The organism is Ruegeria sp. AF2, from assembly GCF_056542025.1.
The window spans coordinates 624,342-643,636 of sequence record NZ_JBQFZC010000001.1 but is presented as its reverse complement, the minus strand read 5'-3'; the positions used below and the strand labels follow the sequence as shown (position 1 = coordinate 643,636).

Sequence of the window (19,295 nt, the reverse complement as noted above, 5' to 3'; positions counted from 1 at the left end):
AAGTGCGGAGATCCCGCAAACAAGCAGCACGTGCAAAACAAATGCACGTGCTTGAATGCTAACGCGCAGAAACGGGGCTGTCACGCCCCCTCTCTGAAAATGCTGGAAATTAGCGCAGTTACGCCCGTCCCTTGAGATGCTTGGCCAGTGCGCCTGCGTTTTTCTTGCGCCGCCCTTTGTAGGGGTTCTTATCGCCCTGTCCGCGCAACGTCAGGCGGATAGGGGTGCCCGGCATATCAAAATCCTCGCGCAGGCCGTTGACCAGATAACGCGAATAGCTGTCAGGCATCTTGTCCGGATGCGAACACATGACCACAAACCCGGGCGGGCGGGTCTTGGCCTGCGTCATATACCGCAGCTTGATCCGGCGCCCCTGCGGGGCTGGCGGCGGGTGCTGTTCCAGCATGGCGGTCAACCAACGGTTCAGCGCAGCGGTCGGCACGCGGCGGTTCCACACGTCATGGGCACGCAATATCGCGGCGCGCAAACGTTCCAAACCGCGGCCTGTTTTAGCCGAGACTGTGATCAGCGGCGCTCCACGCAACTGCGGCAGCAAGCGTTCGAAGGATTCTTTCAGATCGCGCAGCTTTTCCTGTTTGTCTTCTTCGATGTCCCATTTGTTGACGGCGACGACCACAGCACGACCCTCACGTTCGGCCAGATCGGCAATGCGCAGGTCCTGTTGCTCGAATGGGATAGCCGCATCCAGCAACACGACGACGACCTCGGCAAACTTGACTGCGCGGAGCCCGTCGGAAACCGAGAGTTTCTCAAGCTTCTCCTGCACCTTGGCCTTCTTCCGCATCCCGGCGGTATCAAAAATCCGCATCGGGGTGCTGTCCCCGTCAGGGTCGGCCCAGTCGATCCGCAAGCTGATCGCGTCGCGCGTGATCCCGGCCTCGGGGCCGGTCAGCAATCGATCCTCGCCGATGATCTTGTTGATCAGGGTGGATTTACCGGCATTCGGACGGCCAACTACAGCGACTTGCAGGGGTTTGTCAGCGGTGATCAGCGGGGATTCGCCTTCCCCGTCTTCGTCCAGCTCGATATCGGTTTGCGGTGTCTCTTCTACGCGCGCCTCTTCAGCCGCGTCAGCCAGTGGCATCAACTGCGCATAGAGGTCCGTCATCCCCTCGCCATGTTCGCCCGACAGACGCACCGGCTCGCCAAGGCCAAGGTTGTATGCTTCAAGCACGCCCGCATCTGCCGCGTTCCCTTCGGCCTTGTTGGCTGCCAGGATCACGTGTTTTGAGCGCTTACGCAGAATCTCGGCGAACATTTCGTCCGTGGGCGTCAAGCCCACCCGCGCGTCAATCATGAACAGGCAGACATCGGCCATGTCCACTGCACGCTCGGTCAGGCGGCGCATCCGACCTTGCAAGCTGTCATCGGTTGCGTCCTCAAGACCCGCCGTGTCGATCACGGTAAAACGCAAGTCGCCCAGCCGCCCTTCACCTTCGCGCAGGTCACGCGTTACGCCGGGCTGGTCGTCGACCAATGCCAGGCGTTTGCCCACAAGGCGATTGAACAGAGTGGATTTGCCCACATTCGGGCGCCCCACGATGGCGAGGGTCAGCGACATGATACTCAACTTTCAAGACTCAAGATGCGCCCTTTAACGCATCTTGTCGTCAACGGAAAGCGTGCAGTTCGCCCTTGGTCGACACAACATACAGCGTCTGACCCGCCACAACCGGTGCCGTGGTCGCGCCACCCGGCACTTCGACCTGATGCACCAGCGCTCCGTCGACGGGATTGAAGAAGCGCAGATAGCCGTCGTTCGAAGCCACGACAAGGCGTCCACCGGCCATGATCGGGCCGTAATGGGCAAAGATCGGACCTCGGCGGCCCGGCTTGTTCTTGACGAAGCCCGGCAGATCGATGGCCCAGACAGTCGAGCCATCGGCGGCATCCAACCGTACCAATTGACTGCGATCACTGATCAGAAAAACACTGTTCCCCGCCGGCCAGACTGTATCAACGGCCCCCTCCGGTGCAGTCCAGTTCCGCTCACCCGAATTCCCGTCGAAGGAAACCGTGCGCCCCGAGTGGTTGCCGATTATGACCGAACTACCCGACACCATGGGCCCGGCGGTCACATCCACGATCTGAGCTGCCGCTCGGCCCCGACGCCCGCCTGCAACGGACGCGTTCCAGCGTAAAATACCGCCCCGGCGGAATGTTGCCGCGACATCACCCGATCCAAAGGCAAAGACTGACAAGTCCGAGGCAATCACGGGCGCAGGTGCACCCAGAACGTTGCCGACGCTCGGCGTGCCTTCGATTTGCCAGATGATCCGCCCATCCTTGGTATTCACCGCCCAACCGGTTTCGTCCCCGGCCACCAGATAGAGTATGCCGCCGCTAACCAAAGGAGCACCGCTGCCAGTTGCATTCAGACGTTTCTGCCACCTTTGCGCCCCGGATTTCGCATTGAGCGCGGTCAGCCTACCGAAACCCGACGAAACATAAAGCACACCGTCGGCATAGGCGAGCCCTCCGCCTGTGGCATCTCCGTCCTTTTCATTCGGCGGGATCAGGTTTGTGCTCCAGGCGACCTGCCCTTGGGGCGTAACAGCCGAGACATTTGCCCCGGAATCGAGCGTATATATCAGGCCACCAGCAACAACAGGGTCTGCGGTGATCCGCTGTTTTCGGCTATCGCCGGACCCAATGTTAGCAGACCAAATACGCTGCGGTGTGGCACTCAGCGCTGCGTTGGTAGTGCGGAAGGCGGGTGTACCCGCGCTTTGCGACCAGTTGGCGTTGCGGCTTTGAGCCGGAATACTGATCGGTTTGGCGCCACGGGTTTCAACGGTTTCGTTGTCGATGGAGGCACGAATATCCTCACGCTCACCCGGCAGAATGACTTCGGGTTCCTGACAGGCGCTGAGAACGGTGAGCGCGGCTGCCGCAACGGGCAATCCGAAGCCTGAGAAATAACGTGATAGCATAATCTACAAACTCGCCTGTGATGTTCCGTTTCGCTGCCGGTTAACCCTGCTGGTTCGCCACGGGCTCGGGTTCGCCCCCAAGCGCGACGATCAGTTGAGCCGCGCGCTGTTGCAGATCGACGCTGGCCTCGGCGTCCTGGCGCAACGCCTGCAAACGGTCCAAAGCGGCTTGCGTATTGCCCTCGGCCACATCGATCAGGGCCAATTGTTCTTCGGCGAGCAGACGCAACGGAGCACCAGGTATGGCCAGCGCTTCGAACTGCTGACGACGATCCGCCACTGGCATCGTGTCAGTTTGCAGTAGCAATGCCTTGAAACTTGCAATCGCGCGATAGATTTCTGGCAAATCCCCCTGCGTGGCGATCGCGTTCAGGCTGTTCACCGCATCTTGCGCCGATCCGGCCTCGGCCTGAGAGGCGGACAGCAACATGTTCAAAACCGCGTCACCGCCGACAGACGCAGCATCGATCGCCTGCAGGCTTTGTGCCCGTTCGGCTGATCCGTTTTCAGCCAGCGCCGACAGAATCGCATCACCCAGAGCCTCGGCCTGGTTGGTATCACGTGCTTTTCGGTATTCGTTGAACGCAGCGCCCCCGACAATGGCCACGACAGCCAGCACACCAACCCAGCCCCAACGGCGCAAAAGAAGGTACATGCGATCGCGGCGCACCTCTTCGGTGACCTCTTCAATAAAACTGTCGGCGTCGCTCATCCCTGCCCCCAGGCTTAAGTGTCCGGTTTTCTAGCGCCATGTCATACCCCGGCGATCAGGCCAAGCCAAGTGCCCGAATTCATACATTTGCCACCATGTGGGTGACCCTTGCGTAAAAAACTAAACCGAACTATTCAGTTCAGTATGGAAAAGACATGGCCACAGCCCCATTTTAAGGGATAGCGGCTAAAGCCGACCGCGCGAACAGATCTGGAGATTCTACCGCATGCGATTGATTTCATTCGTTAACGCCATTTTGGTTATTGTTGCGTTGTATTTTCTTGTTTTCGAGCGCGACGCGCTGTTTGCTTTTGCAGGTCGCGGAGACGAGCCATCCGAGACCGCGACCGAGGCCTCGGAATCGGTGCAATCACCGGACTCGATCGGCGTTGTCGTGCTGCGCTCGACTGCGCGCGAGATCGGCAGCGCCGTTCAATTACGGGGTCAGACCAAGGCAAACCGCCAGGTCGAGGTCCTTGCCGAAACCATTTCGACAGTCCTGTCCGAGCCCAAGCGCAAAGGAGCTTTTGTCGAAGCAGGAGATCTGCTGTGCGAGCTTGATCCCGGAACCCGGCCCGCGAGCCTGGCCGAAGCCATGGCAGCCAAGCTTGAGGCCGAAAGCCGCGTTCCCGAGGCCGAAGCGCGCCTGGAAGAAGCCCATGCCCGTTTGGCTGAAGCCGAAATCAATCTGAAAGCAGCCCGCAAGCTGTCGGAAACCGGGTTTGGATCAGAAACGCGCCGTATCTCAAGCGAAGCTGAAATGAGCACTGCCGAGGCCGGAATCAAATCCGCCGAGGCCGGTTTGGAAGCTACGCAAGCCGGGATTGAAGCCGCCACCGCAGCAGTAGCAGCCGCTCAGCGCGAGATTGATCGCCTGACCATCAGCGCACCGTTCAAGGGTCTGCTTGAAAGTGATACTGCGGAATTGGGCAGCCTGATGCAGCCCGGCTCGCTCTGCGCAACCGTCATCCAGCTCGATCCGATCAAGCTGGTGGGTTTTGTGCCTGAATCAGAAGTGAATCGGATCATTGTCGGATCGATGGCAACTGCGCAGTTGGTTACGGGTCTGCAGGTCGAGGGGCGCGTGACCTTCCTCAGCCGTTCGGCCGATGAAACCACGCGGACATTCGAGGTCGAGATCACAGTGCCAAACCCGGAACTGCTGATCCGTGACGGCCAAACCGCCAACATTCAGATCGCGGCCGAAGGGGTCAAGGCACATCTGCTGCCCCAATCCGCACTGACCTTGAACAATGAAGGTGAGCTTGGTGTTCGCACAGTGGTAGCCGACAATGTCGTTGATTTTGTTCCGATCCGCCTTCTACGTGACACCGCTGATGGTGTATGGGTTGGTGGCCTGCCGGAAACTGCTGATATCATCGTGATCGGGCAGGAATTCGTCACACGTGGTGTGACGGTCGCGCCGACATACAGGGAAGCATCGCAATGACGGGTATCGTCAGTTGGGCCGCAAGCCGTGCCAGAATGGTGCTGGCTTTCATCGCGATTTCGCTGGTTATCGGCGGGTATGCTTATGTCGGGCTCCCAAAAGAGGGTGAACCCGACATCGATATCCCGATGCTCTTTGTGTCGGTGCAGTTTCCAGGGATTTCAGCCGAGGACAGCGAAAGCCTGCTGATCAGGCCGATGGAAACCGAGATGGCCGATCTCGACGGGTTGGACACGATGACCGCCACCGCCGCCGAGGGCTACGCAGGCATTCTGCTGGAGTTCGAGTTCGGTTGGGACAAATCCGCCACCATCGCGGATGTTCGCGATGCCATGAACACCGCGCAAGCTGATTTCCCTGATGGGGCTGAGCAATACACGATTACCGAGGTCAACTTCTCCGAGTTTCCCATCGTCATCGTCAACCTGACCGGCCCGGTACCAGAGCGTACAATGGCGCGCGTTGCCAAAGATCTGCAGGACGAACTTGAGGCGTTGGACGCAGTGCTGGAAGCTGGCATTGCCGGAAACCGCGATGAAATGCTTGAGGTCGTGATCGACCCGCTGCGGCTTGAGGCCTACAACGTCACGGCCGCCGAACTGATCAACGTTGTGCAAAACAACAACCAACTGATCGCTGCAGGTGAGGTCGAGACCGAACAGGGCACGTTCTCGGTCAAGATCCCGTCGTCATTTAAGACTGCTCAGGACGTCTATGGCCTGCCCGTAAAGGTCAACGGAGACCGCGTGGTCACCTTAGGCGAACTGGCCGAAATCAACTATACGTTTGAAGACCGCGCGGGCACGGCCCGGTTCAACGGCGAACCCACCGTCGCGCTGCAGGTGGTCAAGCGCAAGGGCTTCAATCTGATCGACACCGTTGCGCTGATCAAAGCCACTGTCGCCGAAGAACAGATCAAGTGGCCAGCCGAGCTGCAGGCCGCTGTTGATGTGGGCACCTCGAACGACCAAAGCCGCATCGTCGATTCAATGGTGCGCCAGCTTGAAGGATCGGTTCTGACCGCCGTCGCGCTCGTGATGATCGTGGTGCTGGCTTCGTTGGGAACACGCGCCGCGTTGTTGGTGGGTTTTGCCATTCCAACCTCGTTTCTGTTGTGCTTCGCCTTCCTCGCGATGATCGGGGTCACCATCTCGAATATGGTGATGTTTGGCCTGATCCTTGCCGTGGGCATGCTGGTCGATGGCGCCATCGTTGTTGTGGAATATGCCGACAAGCGCATTAAAGAAGGCGTTGGTCCGATGCACGCCTATGTCGAGGCGGCGCAACGGATGTTCTGGCCGATTGTTTCGTCGACGGCCACTACACTGTGTGCATTTCTTCCGATGTTGTTCTGGCCCGGTATTCCCGGCGAGTTCATGAAGATGCTGCCCATCACGCTGATCTTCGTTCTGTCGGCCTCGCTGATTGTGGCACTGATCTACCTGCCGGTCGTGGGCGGTGTCTCGGGCCGTATGAGCCGCAGTTTCGAGCGCAGCTCGAACTGGCTGCGAGCCCGCACGCCTTGGTGGCTGCGAGTGCTTCTGGTACCGCCTTCACTGTATATGATCTTCCTCGGCGCAATGCAGGTCTTGAACCCCAACTATCTGCTGCCCGGCGGTTCACTTTCTGGCGTGCTACTGTTTCTGTTCGGCGCCTTTGCTGGGTCGGTCACGCTGAGTGCTGCCAAGATCGAACGCGCCCCGGATGAACATGTTCATACCGCTAAAGAGCACACGCCCTTCGGTTATGTGATCAAGTTCCTAGTCGGCAATCCGGTCATGCCGGTGGTGTCCATCGCAGTCGTCTTTGCGGCGGTGTTCTGGGTCGCATTCATCATATTCCCGCAAAACTCTCGCGGCGTTGAATTCTTCGTGGAAAGCGAACCGGAACAGGCCACGGCCTATGTCCGGGCGCGCGGCAACCTGTCTCTGGCTGAAAAGGACGAAATGGTTCTTGAGGCCGAGCGCGTAATCAGCGAACACCCGGCGGTGATCAACGTATTTGCCTTTGCGGGCGAAGGCGGGCTCAATCAGAACAATGGCGGTGCAGAAGCCCCCGCCGACACAATTGGTCGCGTCCAGTTCGAGCTCATTCCTTGGGAAGATCGCCCAATCAGCTCTGAACAGATTACCGGTTGGTTCTGGGGACCGATTGCAGGCCTACTTGGCTTTGCAAAGGAAGAGGTCGCGGCGGAATATGACGGCAATTTTGTTCTGGACGAACTGACCGCAGAGCTGGCAACCCTTCCTGGCTTTATCGTTGATCTTCAGGCGCTGGAACAAGGTCCTGCTTCCGCCAAGCCCGTTCATCTGCGCATCAAAGGCGATAGCTGGGAGGATCTGACGGCCGCGACCGTCACAGCACGAGAAGCCTTTGACACCACACCCGGCTTGATCAAGATCGAGGACACCCTGCCCCTGCCCGGCATCGACTGGCAGATCGACGTGGACGTGGCCAAGGCGGGTCGATTCGGCGCGGACGTCGCAACCGTTGGCGCGATGGTACAGCTTGTGACGCGTGGCATCTTGCTGGGTGAAATGCGACCGGATTCAACCGATGAAGAGGTAGAAATCCGCGTCCGCCTACCTGATCAGGATCGCGTCCTGTCGACGCTGGATACGCTGAAAGTTCGCACACCGGACGGGTTGGTCCCCCTGTCGAACTTCGTCACCCGCAAACCCGTGGCTAAGCTCGCCGAGATCAATCGCGTGGATCAACAGCGCTACTATGACGTTAAAGCGGATGTCGAGCCTGGGCTGAGCAAGATCGTGACCACCGGTCCTGACGGTGCAGAGCTGCGTTTGGCAACCGTGCGCGCGATTGGCGAAGGTGCCACACCAACTGGCACCACGATTACCAGCGCGGACGGAGCAGAGTTCGAACTCGTACAACTAACGGGTGCCGAGAACGTGGGTGAAGTGCGGTCCGCCATCGAAAGCGGTGACGCTCGGTTTGCCTTGATCAATCCGAACGAACGGATTGCCGTGCTGACCGAGTGGCTGGAAACCGACCCTTTTGGTCGCACCATCACTTGGGAATGGACCGGCGATCAGGAGGATCAGGCTGAAAGCCAGGCGTTCCTGTCCAGCGCATTCCTGGCAGCACTGGGTCTAATGTTCGTGATCCTGCTGGCGCAGTTCAACTCGTTCTACAACTCGGTGCTGGTGCTGCTGGCCGTGGTTCTGTCTACGACCGGCGTGTTGCTGGGCATGATGGTAATGCAACAACCGTTCTCGATCATCATGACCGGGACCGGGATCGTGGCGTTGGCCGGGATCGTGGTGAACAACAACATTGTTCTGATCGACACCTACCAGGAATATAGCGGCTACATGTCTCGCATTGATGCAATTGTCCGCACGGCTGAGGCGCGCATCCGTCCGGTTCTGCTGACTACGCTGACAACAATGGCGGGTCTGACCCCGATGATGTTCGGCCTGTCGCTGGATTTCATCGGCGGAGGGTATTCGATCGACAGCCCCACGGCATTGTGGTGGAAACAGCTGGCCACGGCGGTGGTCTTTGGCTTGGGTACGGCCACGGTGTTGACACTGATCGTGACGCCGTCATTCCTGGCGCTGCGAGTGTGGGTCACAACCTACGCGGTATGGCTGGGTAAGGCGCTGGCTCGCGCCACGGCGGGCCGATCCAGCCAAATCGCGCAGGACATGGCAATCGGCCAAAGCGCGAGAGATGTGCAAGCAGCCGAAATGATCTGGACCGATGAACAGGACAAAGCTGCCCCTGATCAGAGCGCTCAGGACGACCGCCCTGATCATCCTCCAACAACACCGTTGAAGGCGGCGGAATAAAAAAAGGCGAGCCTTCGGGCTCGCCTTTTCAATTCTGGCAGACGCGTTACTCGACGAACGCGTATTCGCCCAGATCACACAGGTTCAGACCATAGTCTTCAATCGATTCTCCGTCGCTGAAAACACCGCGGATGTCATAGACACAGGTGGTCAGCCCGTCCGCAATAAGGACGTCTACTTCGTAATCCGCGCCCAGATAACCACCCTCAAGCAGGTTGCCTTCCCAGCTGCCGGACGAGGCCGGAGACACGTTGAACTCAACCAGGTCATAGCTGGTTTCGTTGATAATCAAGAATTCCAGATCCTCGGCTGCCGCCGAAGTGGCCATCAACAGTGTTGCAGTCAACGCTGCTGCTGCTCGCATTTTCATGAAGTTTTTCCTTGTCTGTGTTTCGGTCTGCAAAGTGTCGCGGCGGCGGATCCGCGTCAAACGGAAACCGTACCACAGCAGTCGATTTTCTTTTCGAACCGATCCGCACAATCATAGGCAGTCAAGGCTGTCGGGCCTAGGCCGCTTCGCTGTCGGCCTGTTGACGGTTCCATAGCTGGGCATATCGCCCTTCGCGGCTGAGCAGCTCATCATGCGTGCCCTGCTCAATGATCTCACCACGTTCCAGCACGACGATCCGGTCCGCCTCGGCAATGGTGCTAAGGCGGTGTGCGATGGTGATCACCGTCCGCCCCTCACCCGCTCGGGCCAAAGCATCTTTGATGTCCTGCTCGGTATCCGTATCCAAGGCTGACGTCGCTTCGTCCAACAACAGGATCGGCGGGTTTTTTAGCAAGGTTCGGGCGATGCCGACGCGTTGCTTTTCACCGCCTGATAGTTTCAGGCCGCGTTCACCGACCTTGGTATCGTATCCTTCTGGCAGGCTGACGATGAAATCATGAATCTGCGCGGATTTGGCGGCGGTCTCTACATCCTGCTGGGTCGCGCCTTCGCGCCCATAAGCGATATTGTATCGGATCGTGTCATTGAACAGGACCGTATCCTGCGGAACGACACCGATCGAGGCATGCAGGCTTGACTGGCTAACATCGCGCACATCCTGCCCGTCGATTTTCAGCGACCCGCCGGTGACATCGTAGAACCGAAACAGGAGCCGCCCGATTGTGGATTTCCCAGACCCGGTGGCGCCGACAATCGCAACGGTCTGACCGGCTGGTACGGCCAAGGAAACGCCCTTGAGGATTTCGCGATCAGGCTCGTATCCAAAGCGGACATCTTCAAGCGTGACCTCCCCACCATTTACCTTCAGGTTCGGGGCGCAGGGTTTGTCCATCACTTCTGCTGGCTGTTCCAACAGATCAAACATCTGCCCCATATCCACCAGTGACTGACGAATTTCGCGGTACACCGTGCCAAGAAAATTCAGCGGTACGGTTATCTGGATCATATAAGCATTAACCATCACGAAATCGCCGACGGTCAGCGCCCCCTTCTGCACGCCCATTGCAGCCAGAACCATCACGCCAATCAGGCCACATGTGATCAGGAACGACTGACCAAAATTCAGGAATGCCAGCGAATAGGCCGTCTTCAGCGCGGCCTTCGCGTAACCTTTCATCGAAACATCATACCGTTCGGCTTCGCGGGTTTCGGCATTGAAATACTTGACTGTTTCGAAGTTCAGCAGGCTGTCGATGGCGCGCTGGTTGGCCTCGGTATCCTGATCGTTCATCTCGCGCCGCAGCTTCACGCGCCACTCGGTCACCGCAAAGGTGAACCATATATAAAGCGCAATCGTCACCGCAACGACGACCAGATACCAGACGTCGAATAACCATAGCAGGATGATCGACACCAGAAGCAATTCCAGGATCAGCGGCCCGATTGAAAACAGCAGAAACCGCAACAGAAACTCTACGCCTTTCACGCCCCGCTCGATTATCCGGCTGAGACCACCCGTGCGCCGGGTCACGTGATAGCGCATCGAGAGCTGGTGAATGTGCTGGAACGTCTCAAGCGCCAGCGCTCGCAGCGCGCGTTGCCCAACCGGCGCAAAGAACGCATCCCGCAATTGCTGGAAGCCAACAGTCATCATACGGGCCACACCATAGGCAACGGTCAATCCGATCGCACCCGACGCAAGCGGCGGTACACCTTCGCCCGCCAAACCATCCACGGCACCTTTGTACAGGATGGGAGTATACACAGCGATCAACTTGGCCAGCACCAGCATCGCCATCGCCAAAATGACACGCCGTTTCACCCATGGCTCGTCCTCGGGCCAAAGATAGGGCGAAACCTTGCGGATGGTTCGCCAGCCCGAACGATGCTCGTCCGTGTCGGTTTTGATCGCGGATGGTTGTCTCATCACGTACCTTAACTGCGGTCAGAGAAAAGCCCTGGCCCGGGTTGGGCCAGTGGTCATGTTTATTCAGGAATGGTGAAAATCTGCCCTGGATAGATCAGGTCAGGATCACGGATCGAATCTTTGTTAGCCTCGAAAAGTTTGACATACAGCACACCGTCACCAAACCGGTCGCGCGAGATCGCCCAAAGCGTATCACCCTTTTGAACCGTGACCGAGCGGATCGCCGGAGCGTCGGTTGAGGCCTCACCCGGATTGGTGGTTTCGGTCGCGCGCAGGACCTCGACGGGTTCGCGTTTGAACGGCGTTTCAAGCCTGCTGACCACAGTGCCATCAGGGGCAACCTCATCCACTCTCAGAGTGTATACCCCGGGGTCAATGCCCTCGACCTCGCCGCGCCATTGCCCGTCAGTCGCTGGCGCAATGTCGGCCACAAGCTGGTTGTCCAGATACAAGCGTACGGCCGATCCATCCTGTGCCCGCCCGGTCAATTCCACATCACCCGCGTCCGAATAGCCAATCGTGTCCAGGGCAATCTGCTCTGGCGGCGTATCCTGAACAGTGGGTGCTTGCAAAAGTTCAACCCCTTCTTCGCCCGAGCGCAGGATCGCAACCTGCTGGTCAGGCGCGTCGCCTGATTCCGGCTGAGTTTCAGTCGCGGGCGCGGTCTCATTCACAGGTGGCGTTGCGGCACCTGCAACTTCTGGTTCATTCTCTTCGGTTTCAACTTGGTTGGCTGCTTGCTGATCGGTTGTTTCCGTATCCGTCGTCTGTGCCTCGGCAACCTCTTCGACCGGCTCATCGGCAGCGGGCTCCGACACGGCCGGTGGAGCCGGTTCGGGCAGCGCCGCGATCAGATAATCATCTGAACGGCTGGTGTCTTCGCCTTTCCGGGTCTCAAGAACAAGCCCGCGAGCGTCGTCTGCAAACGGGATCGATACAAACTCGGCGAACTGGCCGCTGTCATCGACGGTGAAGCTGTGAACAGTCTCACCGTCCAGCAGAACACTGACCTCGGACCCCGGTTCGGCATTGCCGGACAGTACCGCGTTTCCATCGGACTCAACGAATATCTGATCCAGAACCGGCGCGGCCAAAACCGGAACATCCGCTTCTTCGCTACCCGGAGTTTGATCGGAAATCTCGGGCGGTGTGTCTTCAGCAACAGATTCGCCGGCTTCCGCCGCCTGGCTTTCGGGCTGTGCCTCCGCTGGCTGGGTTTCCGGCTCGGCGACCTCCGCAATCGGCTCGGATGTTTCGGTTGCTTCCTGCTCAGCCTGCTGTTCCGGCTCGCCGAACAGACCGGACAGGTACAACCCGCCCGCAACGAGCACCACAACGATCCCGGCAACCAGCCCCCATATGAAGGTACCAGAACCTCCGCTTCCCGATTTGGCGTTCATTCTTTTCCTTTCACTCCGCCCGGGAAATGCCCAGTTTGGCGCGCATTTCATGGAGCGGTTGAGCCAACCTATCAATCCCGCTATCAGGGGTCAAAACCCCTAACACAAGAGCAGAGAGCCCTACCTATGTCCCAGAAATCCGTCTGTGTGTATTGCGGGTCACGCAATGGTGTGAATCCTGCCTACTCCGCCGCTGCCCACAGCTTTGGAACCTTGTTGGCCAACGAAGGCTGGCGGCTGGTCTACGGGGCCGGAGATGTGGGTCTTATGGGCGAGGTCGCGCGTGCAGCGCAATCGTCCGGCGGCGATACATTTGGGGTGATCCCGGTGCACTTGCTTCAGCGCGAGGTCGGCAAGACCGACCTTACCCGGTTCATCGTGACCGAGACGATGCACGAGCGTAAAAAAGTGATGATCATGAACGCGGATGCCGTAGTTGTCCTGCCCGGCGGCCCCGGATCATTGGACGAGCTGTTCGAAGCGCTGACTTGGCGTCAACTGGGGCTGCATGACAAACCCATTCTGGTGATGAATGTTGACGGGTACTGGGACACGCTACACACGCTGCTGGATCAACTGATCGATCAGGGGTTTGCAGATGGTTCTCTGGCAGAATTCATCACCTGGGTCGACACACCGGATGCGACCATGTCCGCGCTTCACAAATTACTGAACTAAGAAAAACCGGCAATCGGGCGGCGCAAACCGCCCGAGTCTCAGCATTCGATTAGGCAGGTTTTGCCAACCGGGTCTTCAGTATCCGTTCGACCTTGTGCAACGGGTGGTTTGTGAGTGTTTTGTCGACTTCGGCCACGACCTTTGCCAGTACTTCACTGTGCAGCCGACGGCGCAAGAGGCCCAGAACATGCGGACTGGCAACCAACACCAATCGTTTATAGGCCCCTTTCAGACCCTTGCGATTCAGAAGGTTCGCCACATCCTGAACGAACAGAGATTTGGCGTGGGTCTTCCATGTCTCTTCTTCAACCGCTGATTTCTGGTTCGGTCCCGTATCAGGCCGCCGCCCTGCCCGGTCTGTTGGCTTGGACGGCGCCGCGTCCTGTTCTTCGACCGACACGACAACCAGATTGGGGTCTTGTGCGTCCGTGATATTCTCCATCACCAGCGCTTTTTCCCCATCGGCGATGATAACCCATGTTCCCTGTTCAAGTGCAGCCATTCGTGATCTCCTGTATCGCTTTGGTTGGCCTTCGCCTGTCCCTTAGACACACTCGTCCGGCTATGCGGCGTTGGTGTTTCGCGCGCAGTCTGGTCGGTATTTGGTTGATTGGCGGTTCTCTCCCTCCGCCTACTTTACGTAGGTGCTGGAAGGCGGCACACAATGGGTGCGAGCATGAAAGTTGACGTACCGGCAGGTTTTCACCGGCCACTCATCATTTCCTAAGAAAAAGGCCCGCCAGCATCACTGCCAGCGGGCCATTCGTTAAGTTCTACCAAGCGTGGATCACATCCGCGAGGCGACGTTTTCCCAGTTTACCAGGTTGTCGAGGAAGTTCGACAGGTAAGCCGGACGCTTGTTGCGGAAGTCGATGTAGTAGGAATGCTCCCACACGTCACAGCCCAGCAGCGCGGTCTGACCAAAGCACAGCGGGTTCACGCCGTTCTCGGTCTTTGTGACAGCCAGCGAGCCATCGGCATTCTTGACCAGCCACGCCCAACCCGAGCCGAACTGACCAGCACCGGCAGCGCTGAACTGCGATTTGAATTCATCAACCGAACCAAAGCTTTCGGTCAGAGCTTTCTCCAGCTCGCCAGGCATCGCGTTGCCGCCGGGGCCCATCATCTCCCAGAACTGGTTGTGATTCCACAGCTGGCTGATGTTGTTGAAGATACCGTTCTGCGCGACGGCGTTTGCGTCGTAGGTGCCAACGATGATCTCTTCCAGCGACTTGCCGTCCCACTCGGTGCCCGCAATCAGCTTGTTGCCGTTGTCGACATAGGCTTTGTGGTGCAGGTCGTGGTGATATTCCAGCGTTTCCGCGGACATACCCTTGGCTGCCAGCGCGTCATGTGCATAAGGAAGATCAGGAAGTTCAAAAGCCATCTCGGCCCCCTGTTGAAAATGAATGTTGCGGTTCCAAAGGTTAAATGCTTTGACAGCCGCCGCAGGTCAAGGGCCGCAACACAAAAACCCGGAGGTCCGCGATGCTGACACAGGCGCGCAAAATGTTCTATCGCGCCCGCGGATACTATGCGGGCAACTTGAACGGTGAACCCTTTCGCCTGGACCCTTACCACTCGAAATTCTGGCGCAAGGTATCAGCCGGGGAGTGGGAACCCGAGACATTTTCGGTGCTGGACCAATATCTGTCGCCCGAAAAGGACTATCTTGATATCGGTGCATGGATCGGCCCCACGGTCCTCTATGCCGCGCGCCGCGCTCGCCATGTGTGGTGTTTTGAGCCTGACCCAGTGGCCTATCGCCATTTGGCCTGGAATCTGGAGCTGAACGACATCCGCAACGTATCAGCTTTCAGCATCGCATTGTCTGATGGGTTTGGAGTAACCCGAATGGCATCGGCGCACGGAGAGGCAGGCGATTCAACGTCATCATTGCTCCACGAAGGAAGCCATGGCACTGACGCACTTACCATCGGTTGGGATCAATTTTCTGAATCCGTCGACCTGTCTAACGTGTCTTTGGTCAAAATGGATATCGAAGGCGCTGAATTTTCGGTCCTACCTTCTCTGCTGCCTTGGTTAGAAAAAGATAACCCAGCGCTGTTTCTCTCAACGCACGCACCTTATCTGACCGCAGACAACCGCAGCGCGGCCATGAACAAACTATCAGAAGGCCTGGCTTTCTATCGCCATTGCCACGACCCACACACAGGCGAAACCGGCAAGTCAGCCCTCACCGGCCAGCGTGCACTCACTCAGTTCCCGACATTCCTTTTCAGCGCGAACCCCTGACACCCGAACCAGAGATCCGGCCTTCATCTAGACAGAAATACCTTGGGAGTGAGGCCGCAGGCCGAAGGGGCAAAGCCCCCTCACCCACATATCATCAGGCGATCAGGGCTTAATAAACCCCGACCTCGCTGCGGGGCTGCGCCGCAACCTTCAGCAATTTGAACGCATAATCCGCCGCAGAGCGGAAGCAGACGATGCGGAAGGTTTCAGCTTCGTCCATCCAGAAAGCACCGGCCACCTGCGCCAAACGAGAGCGGCGGATCTGGCCGGGTTGGAATGCTTCGGCGGATAGATCGACCGGAGCCAGCTTGCCCAATACCTCGCGCGCACTCGCGCCCGAAACGCGGAATACGGCCCGCGCGTCGGAGACGTTAACCGCCAGCGCGTGCGTACCGCTTAGCGCGTTGGTCATCGCGGCCAGCTTGGCCTCGACCTCGGCATAAGGCACAAGCACCAGAAATTCGTCGGTGGACATCCAGCAAACACCGGTGTCGCCATTCACAAACGCTTCACGCTGACCGGGCACTTTCTGCCCGGTGGCATCTTTGACAGCCTTGGCCAGTACCTTGTCCGACAGATCACCGCGCAGTGTGATCATGCCCTGCAGACCGCATTCCTCAACCTTGGCGATGCCATCATAAGAGGCGTGGTTCAGTGCGCTGATGGGTTCAGACATTCTGCTTCTCCCCGTCCTTGTCATAGAAGATCGGGTCCACGATCTTGGCCTTATAAGTTTTGCCGTCGGTTCCCGGGAACTCGACCACTTCGCCCATCCGATCGGGGCCGTGTTTGATCAGGCCCATGGCGATGCCTTTGCCCAGATTGGCCGAGTAGTAGGTCGAGGTTACGCGCCCGATCATGTTGCGCTGACCATTGGCATTCACGCCTTCGCCAACCGCATATGCTCCGTCGGGCAGAACCGATCCATCCACAGTCTCAAGACCAACCAGTTTCCAGCGTTCAGGATCGGCCATATGGGTCCGCGAATGGGCGCGTTTGCCGAGGTAGTCCTCTTTCTTTTTGGAGAGCGCCCAGTGCAGCCCCAGATCCTGCGGGATCACGGTGCCGTCGGTCTCATCGCCGATCATGATAAAGCCTTTCTCGGCACGCAGAATATGCAGACATTCGGTGCCGTATGGCATCACTCCGAACTCCTGCCCTGCCTCGATCAGAGCGTCCCAGAACGCCTGACCTTGGCTTGCAGGGACCGCGATCTCATAGGACAGCTCACCCGAGAACGAGATACGGTAGGCCCGCGCGTCGAATGCGCCGATCTTGCCATCGCGCCATTCCATGAAGGGCAGCGCCTCTTTCGACAGATCCATGCCGCCCAGCTTCTCAAGTACCTTGCGGGCGTTCGGACCTACCACGGCGACCTGCGCATATTGCTCGGTGACGTTCGCGACGTAGACTTTCCAGTCCCACCACTCGGTCTGCAGCCATTCTTCCATGTGGCCATGGATACGCTCGGCCCCGCCGGTGGTGGTGTGGCACAGCCACGTGTCCTCATCGATGCGGGCAACAACGCCGTCGTCGATCAGGAAGCCATTCTCGGAACACATCAGGCCATAGCGGCATTTGCCGACCTTCAGCGTGGACATCATGTTGGTGTACATCATGTCCAGGAACTTGCCTGCGTCGGGGCCTTTGACGATCAGCTTGCCGAGGGTCGAAGCGTCCAACAGCCCGAGGTTTTCGCGGGTGTTTTTAACCTCGCGATTCACCGCATCATGCACGGATTCTCCGGGTCGCACATAGGCATAGGTTCGACGCCAATGGCCGACCGGCTCCCAATCGGCCCCGTTCTTATCGTGCCAGTTATGCATCGGCGTTTGACGGATCGGCTGGAACACCTCACCACGCGCTTCACCACCAATCGAAGCCATCGAGATTGGAGTATATGGCGGGCGGAAGGTGGTGGTACCGACCTTCGGGATCTCCGAATCCAGCGCATCAGCAAGGATTGCCAGACCGTTGATATTACTCAACTTACCCTGATCCGTTGCCATGCCCAGCGTGGTGTAACGCTTGGTGTGCTCGACACTTTCATAGCCCTCGCGCGCAGCCAGTTGCACGTCCGAGACCTTGACGTCGTTCTGGAAGTCCAGCCACGATTTCATGCGCAGATCAATCTCGGCATTAGAAGGCATGAGCCAGACAGCGGCCATTGGGGCCTCGGCCGTAGTCTCACCAACTGGCGCTTTGGTGCGCTTCGCGGAGAACCCGGCCGCCTTCGCTGCCGCTTTGCCGGCAGTATCTGCATCCTTCAGGACATCCCCCAGGGCCAGCGGGCCGTTCGAAGCCCCTGCCGCCAGAACAAAACCTTCACCGTCTGCCCCCAGCGGAGGACGTGAAGGATCGGGGCGGAAATGCGCGTTCGCCTCGTCCCAGATCAGCTTACCGCCGCAATGCGACCACATATGCACGACCGGAGACCAGCCACCTGACATGGCAATCGCATCGCATTCGACCTCTTCCCGGGCGCCTCCGATCCCCTCTTGATTGCAGATCGCAACTTTCTTGACCCGCTTGCCGCCTTTGACCTTTGCGATCGCCTTGCCCGGATCGACGCGGATACCCAGCTGACGCGCCTCTTCGGCCAGAGGTCCGGCGGTGTCGCGCGCATCAACCACGCGCAGGACATCGACACCGGCCTGTTTCAAGGTAATTGCAGTCCGGTAGGCGTCATCATTGTTGGTGGCGACAATCACACGCTCGCCCGGCGTCACGCCCCAGTTGACCACATAGTCGCGCATGGCAGAGGCCAGCATAACGCCAGGCACATCATTGCCTGCGAATGACAGCGGACGCTCGATGGCACCGGTCGCGGTCACGACCTGCTTCGCACGAATGCGCCACAGGCGGTGACGCGGCCCCTGAACACCCGGTTTGTGGTCTGTCAGACGCTCATAACCCAGTACATAACCATGGTCATAGACCCCCGCACCCATGCAACGATTGCGCATGGTGACGTTGTCCATTGTTTCGATTTCGGAAACCAATTGTTCCACGAACTTATCCACAGGCTCACCATTGATGGTTCCGCCATCAACCGGAGCACGACCACCCCAGTGCGCAGTCTGCTCGATCAGCATCACCTTGGCACCGGTTTGGGCTGCCACCTTGGCGGCCTGCAAACCCGCGATACCACCACCAATCACCAAGACATCAGTGAAGGCGTAAAAATGCTCGTATGTGTCCGCGTCACGGTTGTCCTTGTCGGGCGCTTTGCCCAAACCCGCCGACTGGCGAATAAACGGCTCGTAAACATGTTTCCAGAACGGTTTCGGATGGATGAACATCTTGTAATAGAATCCGGCTGGCAGAAACCGCGACAGATGCGTATTGATCGCGCCGATGTCGAACTCGAGGTTCGGCCAGTGGTTCTGTGATGCGGATGTCAGACCATTGAACAGCTCTGTCGTGGTGGCGCGCTGGTTCGGCTCAAACCGGTTGCCCTCACCCAGACCGACCAGAGCGTTTGGCTCTTCCGCGCCACTGGCGACCACGCCGCGCGGGCGGTGATACTTGAACGACCGGCCCATCATCATCTGATCATTTGCCAGCAAGGCAGACGCGAGCGTATCGCCCTCGTAGCCCTGCATCGAGGTGCCGTTGAAGGTGAAGTTGACCTTTTTCGACCGATCAATCAAACGGCCATGTTTTGCGAGACGGGTGCTCATGATGCGGACCTTTCGCAGGCGGTATTTTGGAT

Annotated in this window: 14 protein-coding genes; 4 read left to right on the top strand and 10 right to left on the bottom strand. The window is 58.4% G+C overall.

The window, feature by feature from the left end:
• Positions 1–118 precede the first annotated feature (118 nt).
• Genes der through ACR0NM_RS03130 form a run of 3 tightly spaced genes read right to left on the bottom strand, consistent with a single transcriptional unit; the run spans position 119 to position 3,666 of the window.
• A complete protein-coding gene (gene der, locus ACR0NM_RS03140; protein ID WP_480613186.1) occupies positions 119–1,582 on the bottom strand; it encodes a ribosome biogenesis GTPase Der in 1,464 nt (487 codons plus the stop codon).
• Between the two features lie 49 nt (positions 1,583–1,631).
• Positions 1,632–2,954, bottom strand: coding sequence for an outer membrane protein assembly factor BamB family protein (locus tag ACR0NM_RS03135; protein ID WP_480613184.1), 1,323 nt, complete (start codon positions 2,952–2,954; stop codon positions 1,632–1,634).
• A 40-nt stretch (positions 2,955–2,994) separates the two neighbouring features.
• The gene (locus ACR0NM_RS03130; RefSeq protein ID WP_170396370.1) at positions 2,995–3,666 is read right to left on the bottom strand and encodes a hypothetical protein; all 672 of its coding nucleotides are present in this window, start codon (positions 3,664–3,666) and stop codon (positions 2,995–2,997) included.
• A gap of 226 nt (positions 3,667–3,892) precedes the next feature.
• On the opposite strand from ACR0NM_RS03130, the gene ACR0NM_RS03125 reads away from it, so the two are divergent.
• Together ACR0NM_RS03125 and ACR0NM_RS03120 are read left to right on the top strand one after the other, a co-directional pair.
• A complete protein-coding gene (locus tag ACR0NM_RS03125) occupies positions 3,893–5,116 on the top strand; it encodes an efflux RND transporter periplasmic adaptor subunit (RefSeq protein ID WP_170612415.1) in 1,224 nt (407 codons plus the stop codon).
• Positions 5,113–8,928, top strand: coding sequence for an efflux RND transporter permease subunit (locus ACR0NM_RS03120; protein WP_480613182.1), 3,816 nt, complete (start codon positions 5,113–5,115; stop codon positions 8,926–8,928). Before ACR0NM_RS03125 ends, ACR0NM_RS03120 begins: the two co-directional genes overlap by 4 nt.
• Positions 8,929–8,974: 46 nt before the next feature.
• Here ACR0NM_RS03120 and ACR0NM_RS03115 read toward each other — a convergent pair whose 3' ends face one another.
• The 3 genes from ACR0NM_RS03115 to ACR0NM_RS03105 all read right to left on the bottom strand — a co-directional run bounded on the left by ACR0NM_RS03115 (position 8,975) and on the right by ACR0NM_RS03105 (position 12,646).
• A complete protein-coding gene (locus ACR0NM_RS03115; protein ID WP_170612419.1) occupies positions 8,975–9,298 on the bottom strand; it encodes a hypothetical protein in 324 nt (107 codons plus the stop codon).
• A gap of 136 nt (positions 9,299–9,434) precedes the next feature.
• Positions 9,435–11,246, bottom strand: coding sequence for an ABCB family ABC transporter ATP-binding protein/permease (locus ACR0NM_RS03110; RefSeq protein ID WP_480613180.1), 1,812 nt, complete (start codon positions 11,244–11,246; stop codon positions 9,435–9,437).
• 59 nt (positions 11,247–11,305) lie between these two features.
• Entirely contained in the window at positions 11,306–12,646 is a 1,341-nt protein-coding gene (locus ACR0NM_RS03105) for a LysM peptidoglycan-binding domain-containing protein (RefSeq protein WP_480613178.1), read from the bottom strand.
• A 126-nt stretch (positions 12,647–12,772) separates the two neighbouring features.
• Here ACR0NM_RS03105 and ACR0NM_RS03100 point away from each other — a divergent pair, with 126 nt between their 5' ends.
• Positions 12,773–13,324 carry an LOG family protein gene (locus ACR0NM_RS03100; protein ID WP_480613176.1) on the top strand — a complete coding sequence of 184 codons (552 nt, stop codon included), beginning with the start codon at positions 12,773–12,775 and terminating at the stop codon, positions 13,322–13,324.
• Positions 13,325–13,373: 49 nt separating this feature from the next.
• Here ACR0NM_RS03100 and ACR0NM_RS03095 read toward each other — a convergent pair whose 3' ends face one another.
• On the bottom strand, positions 13,374–13,826 hold the full coding sequence (locus ACR0NM_RS03095; protein WP_170585319.1) for a host attachment family protein: 453 nt from the start codon (positions 13,824–13,826) through the stop codon (positions 13,374–13,376).
• Positions 13,827–14,111: 285 nt separating this feature from the next.
• Positions 14,112–14,711, bottom strand: a complete 600-nt coding sequence (locus ACR0NM_RS03090) for a superoxide dismutase (RefSeq protein ID WP_113789565.1) — start codon at positions 14,709–14,711, stop codon at positions 14,112–14,114.
• 101 nt (positions 14,712–14,812) lie between these two features.
• Here ACR0NM_RS03090 and ACR0NM_RS03085 point away from each other — a divergent pair, with 101 nt between their 5' ends.
• The gene (locus ACR0NM_RS03085; RefSeq protein ID WP_480613174.1) at positions 14,813–15,580 is read left to right on the top strand and encodes an FkbM family methyltransferase; all 768 of its coding nucleotides are present in this window, start codon (positions 14,813–14,815) and stop codon (positions 15,578–15,580) included.
• Positions 15,581–15,689: 109 nt separating this feature from the next.
• On the opposite strand, the gene ACR0NM_RS03080 is transcribed toward ACR0NM_RS03085, so the two are convergent.
• Positions 15,690–16,256, bottom strand: coding sequence for a sarcosine oxidase subunit gamma (locus ACR0NM_RS03080; protein WP_480613172.1), 567 nt, complete (start codon positions 16,254–16,256; stop codon positions 15,690–15,692).
• A complete protein-coding gene (locus tag ACR0NM_RS03075; RefSeq protein ID WP_170612431.1) occupies positions 16,249–19,263 on the bottom strand; it encodes a sarcosine oxidase subunit alpha family protein in 3,015 nt (1,004 codons plus the stop codon). The genes ACR0NM_RS03080 and ACR0NM_RS03075 overlap by 8 nt, the downstream gene beginning before the upstream one ends.
• Positions 19,264–19,295: the final 32 nt, after the last annotated feature.

Coding starts and splice junctions, on each gene's coding strand:
- ACR0NM_RS03080 (WP_480613172.1), bottom strand. CDS start 16,256: ATGTCTGAACCCATCAGCGCACTGAACCACGCCTCTTATGATGGCATC.
- ACR0NM_RS03100 (WP_480613176.1), top strand. CDS start 12,773: ATGTCCCAGAAATCCGTCTGTGTGTATTGCGGGTCACGCAATGGTGTG.
- ACR0NM_RS03130 (WP_170396370.1), bottom strand. CDS start 3,666: ATGAGCGACGCCGACAGTTTTATTGAAGAGGTCACCGAAGAGGTGCGC.
- ACR0NM_RS03075 (WP_170612431.1), bottom strand. CDS start 19,263: ATGAGCACCCGTCTCGCAAAACATGGCCGTTTGATTGATCGGTCGAAA.
- ACR0NM_RS03085 (WP_480613174.1), top strand. CDS start 14,813: ATGCTGACACAGGCGCGCAAAATGTTCTATCGCGCCCGCGGATACTAT.
- ACR0NM_RS03120 (WP_480613182.1), top strand. CDS start 5,113: ATGACGGGTATCGTCAGTTGGGCCGCAAGCCGTGCCAGAATGGTGCTG.
- ACR0NM_RS03105 (WP_480613178.1), bottom strand. CDS start 12,646: ATGAACGCCAAATCGGGAAGCGGAGGTTCTGGTACCTTCATATGGGGG.
- ACR0NM_RS03095 (WP_170585319.1), bottom strand. CDS start 13,826: ATGGCTGCACTTGAACAGGGAACATGGGTTATCATCGCCGATGGGGAA.
- der (WP_480613186.1), bottom strand. CDS start 1,582: ATGTCGCTGACCCTCGCCATCGTGGGGCGCCCGAATGTGGGCAAATCC.
- ACR0NM_RS03090 (WP_113789565.1), bottom strand. CDS start 14,711: ATGGCTTTTGAACTTCCTGATCTTCCTTATGCACATGACGCGCTGGCA.
- ACR0NM_RS03115 (WP_170612419.1), bottom strand. CDS start 9,298: ATGAAAATGCGAGCAGCAGCAGCGTTGACTGCAACACTGTTGATGGCC.
- ACR0NM_RS03110 (WP_480613180.1), bottom strand. CDS start 11,246: ATGAGACAACCATCCGCGATCAAAACCGACACGGACGAGCATCGTTCG.
- ACR0NM_RS03135 (WP_480613184.1), bottom strand. CDS start 2,954: ATGCTATCACGTTATTTCTCAGGCTTCGGATTGCCCGTTGCGGCAGCC.
- ACR0NM_RS03125 (WP_170612415.1), top strand. CDS start 3,893: ATGCGATTGATTTCATTCGTTAACGCCATTTTGGTTATTGTTGCGTTG.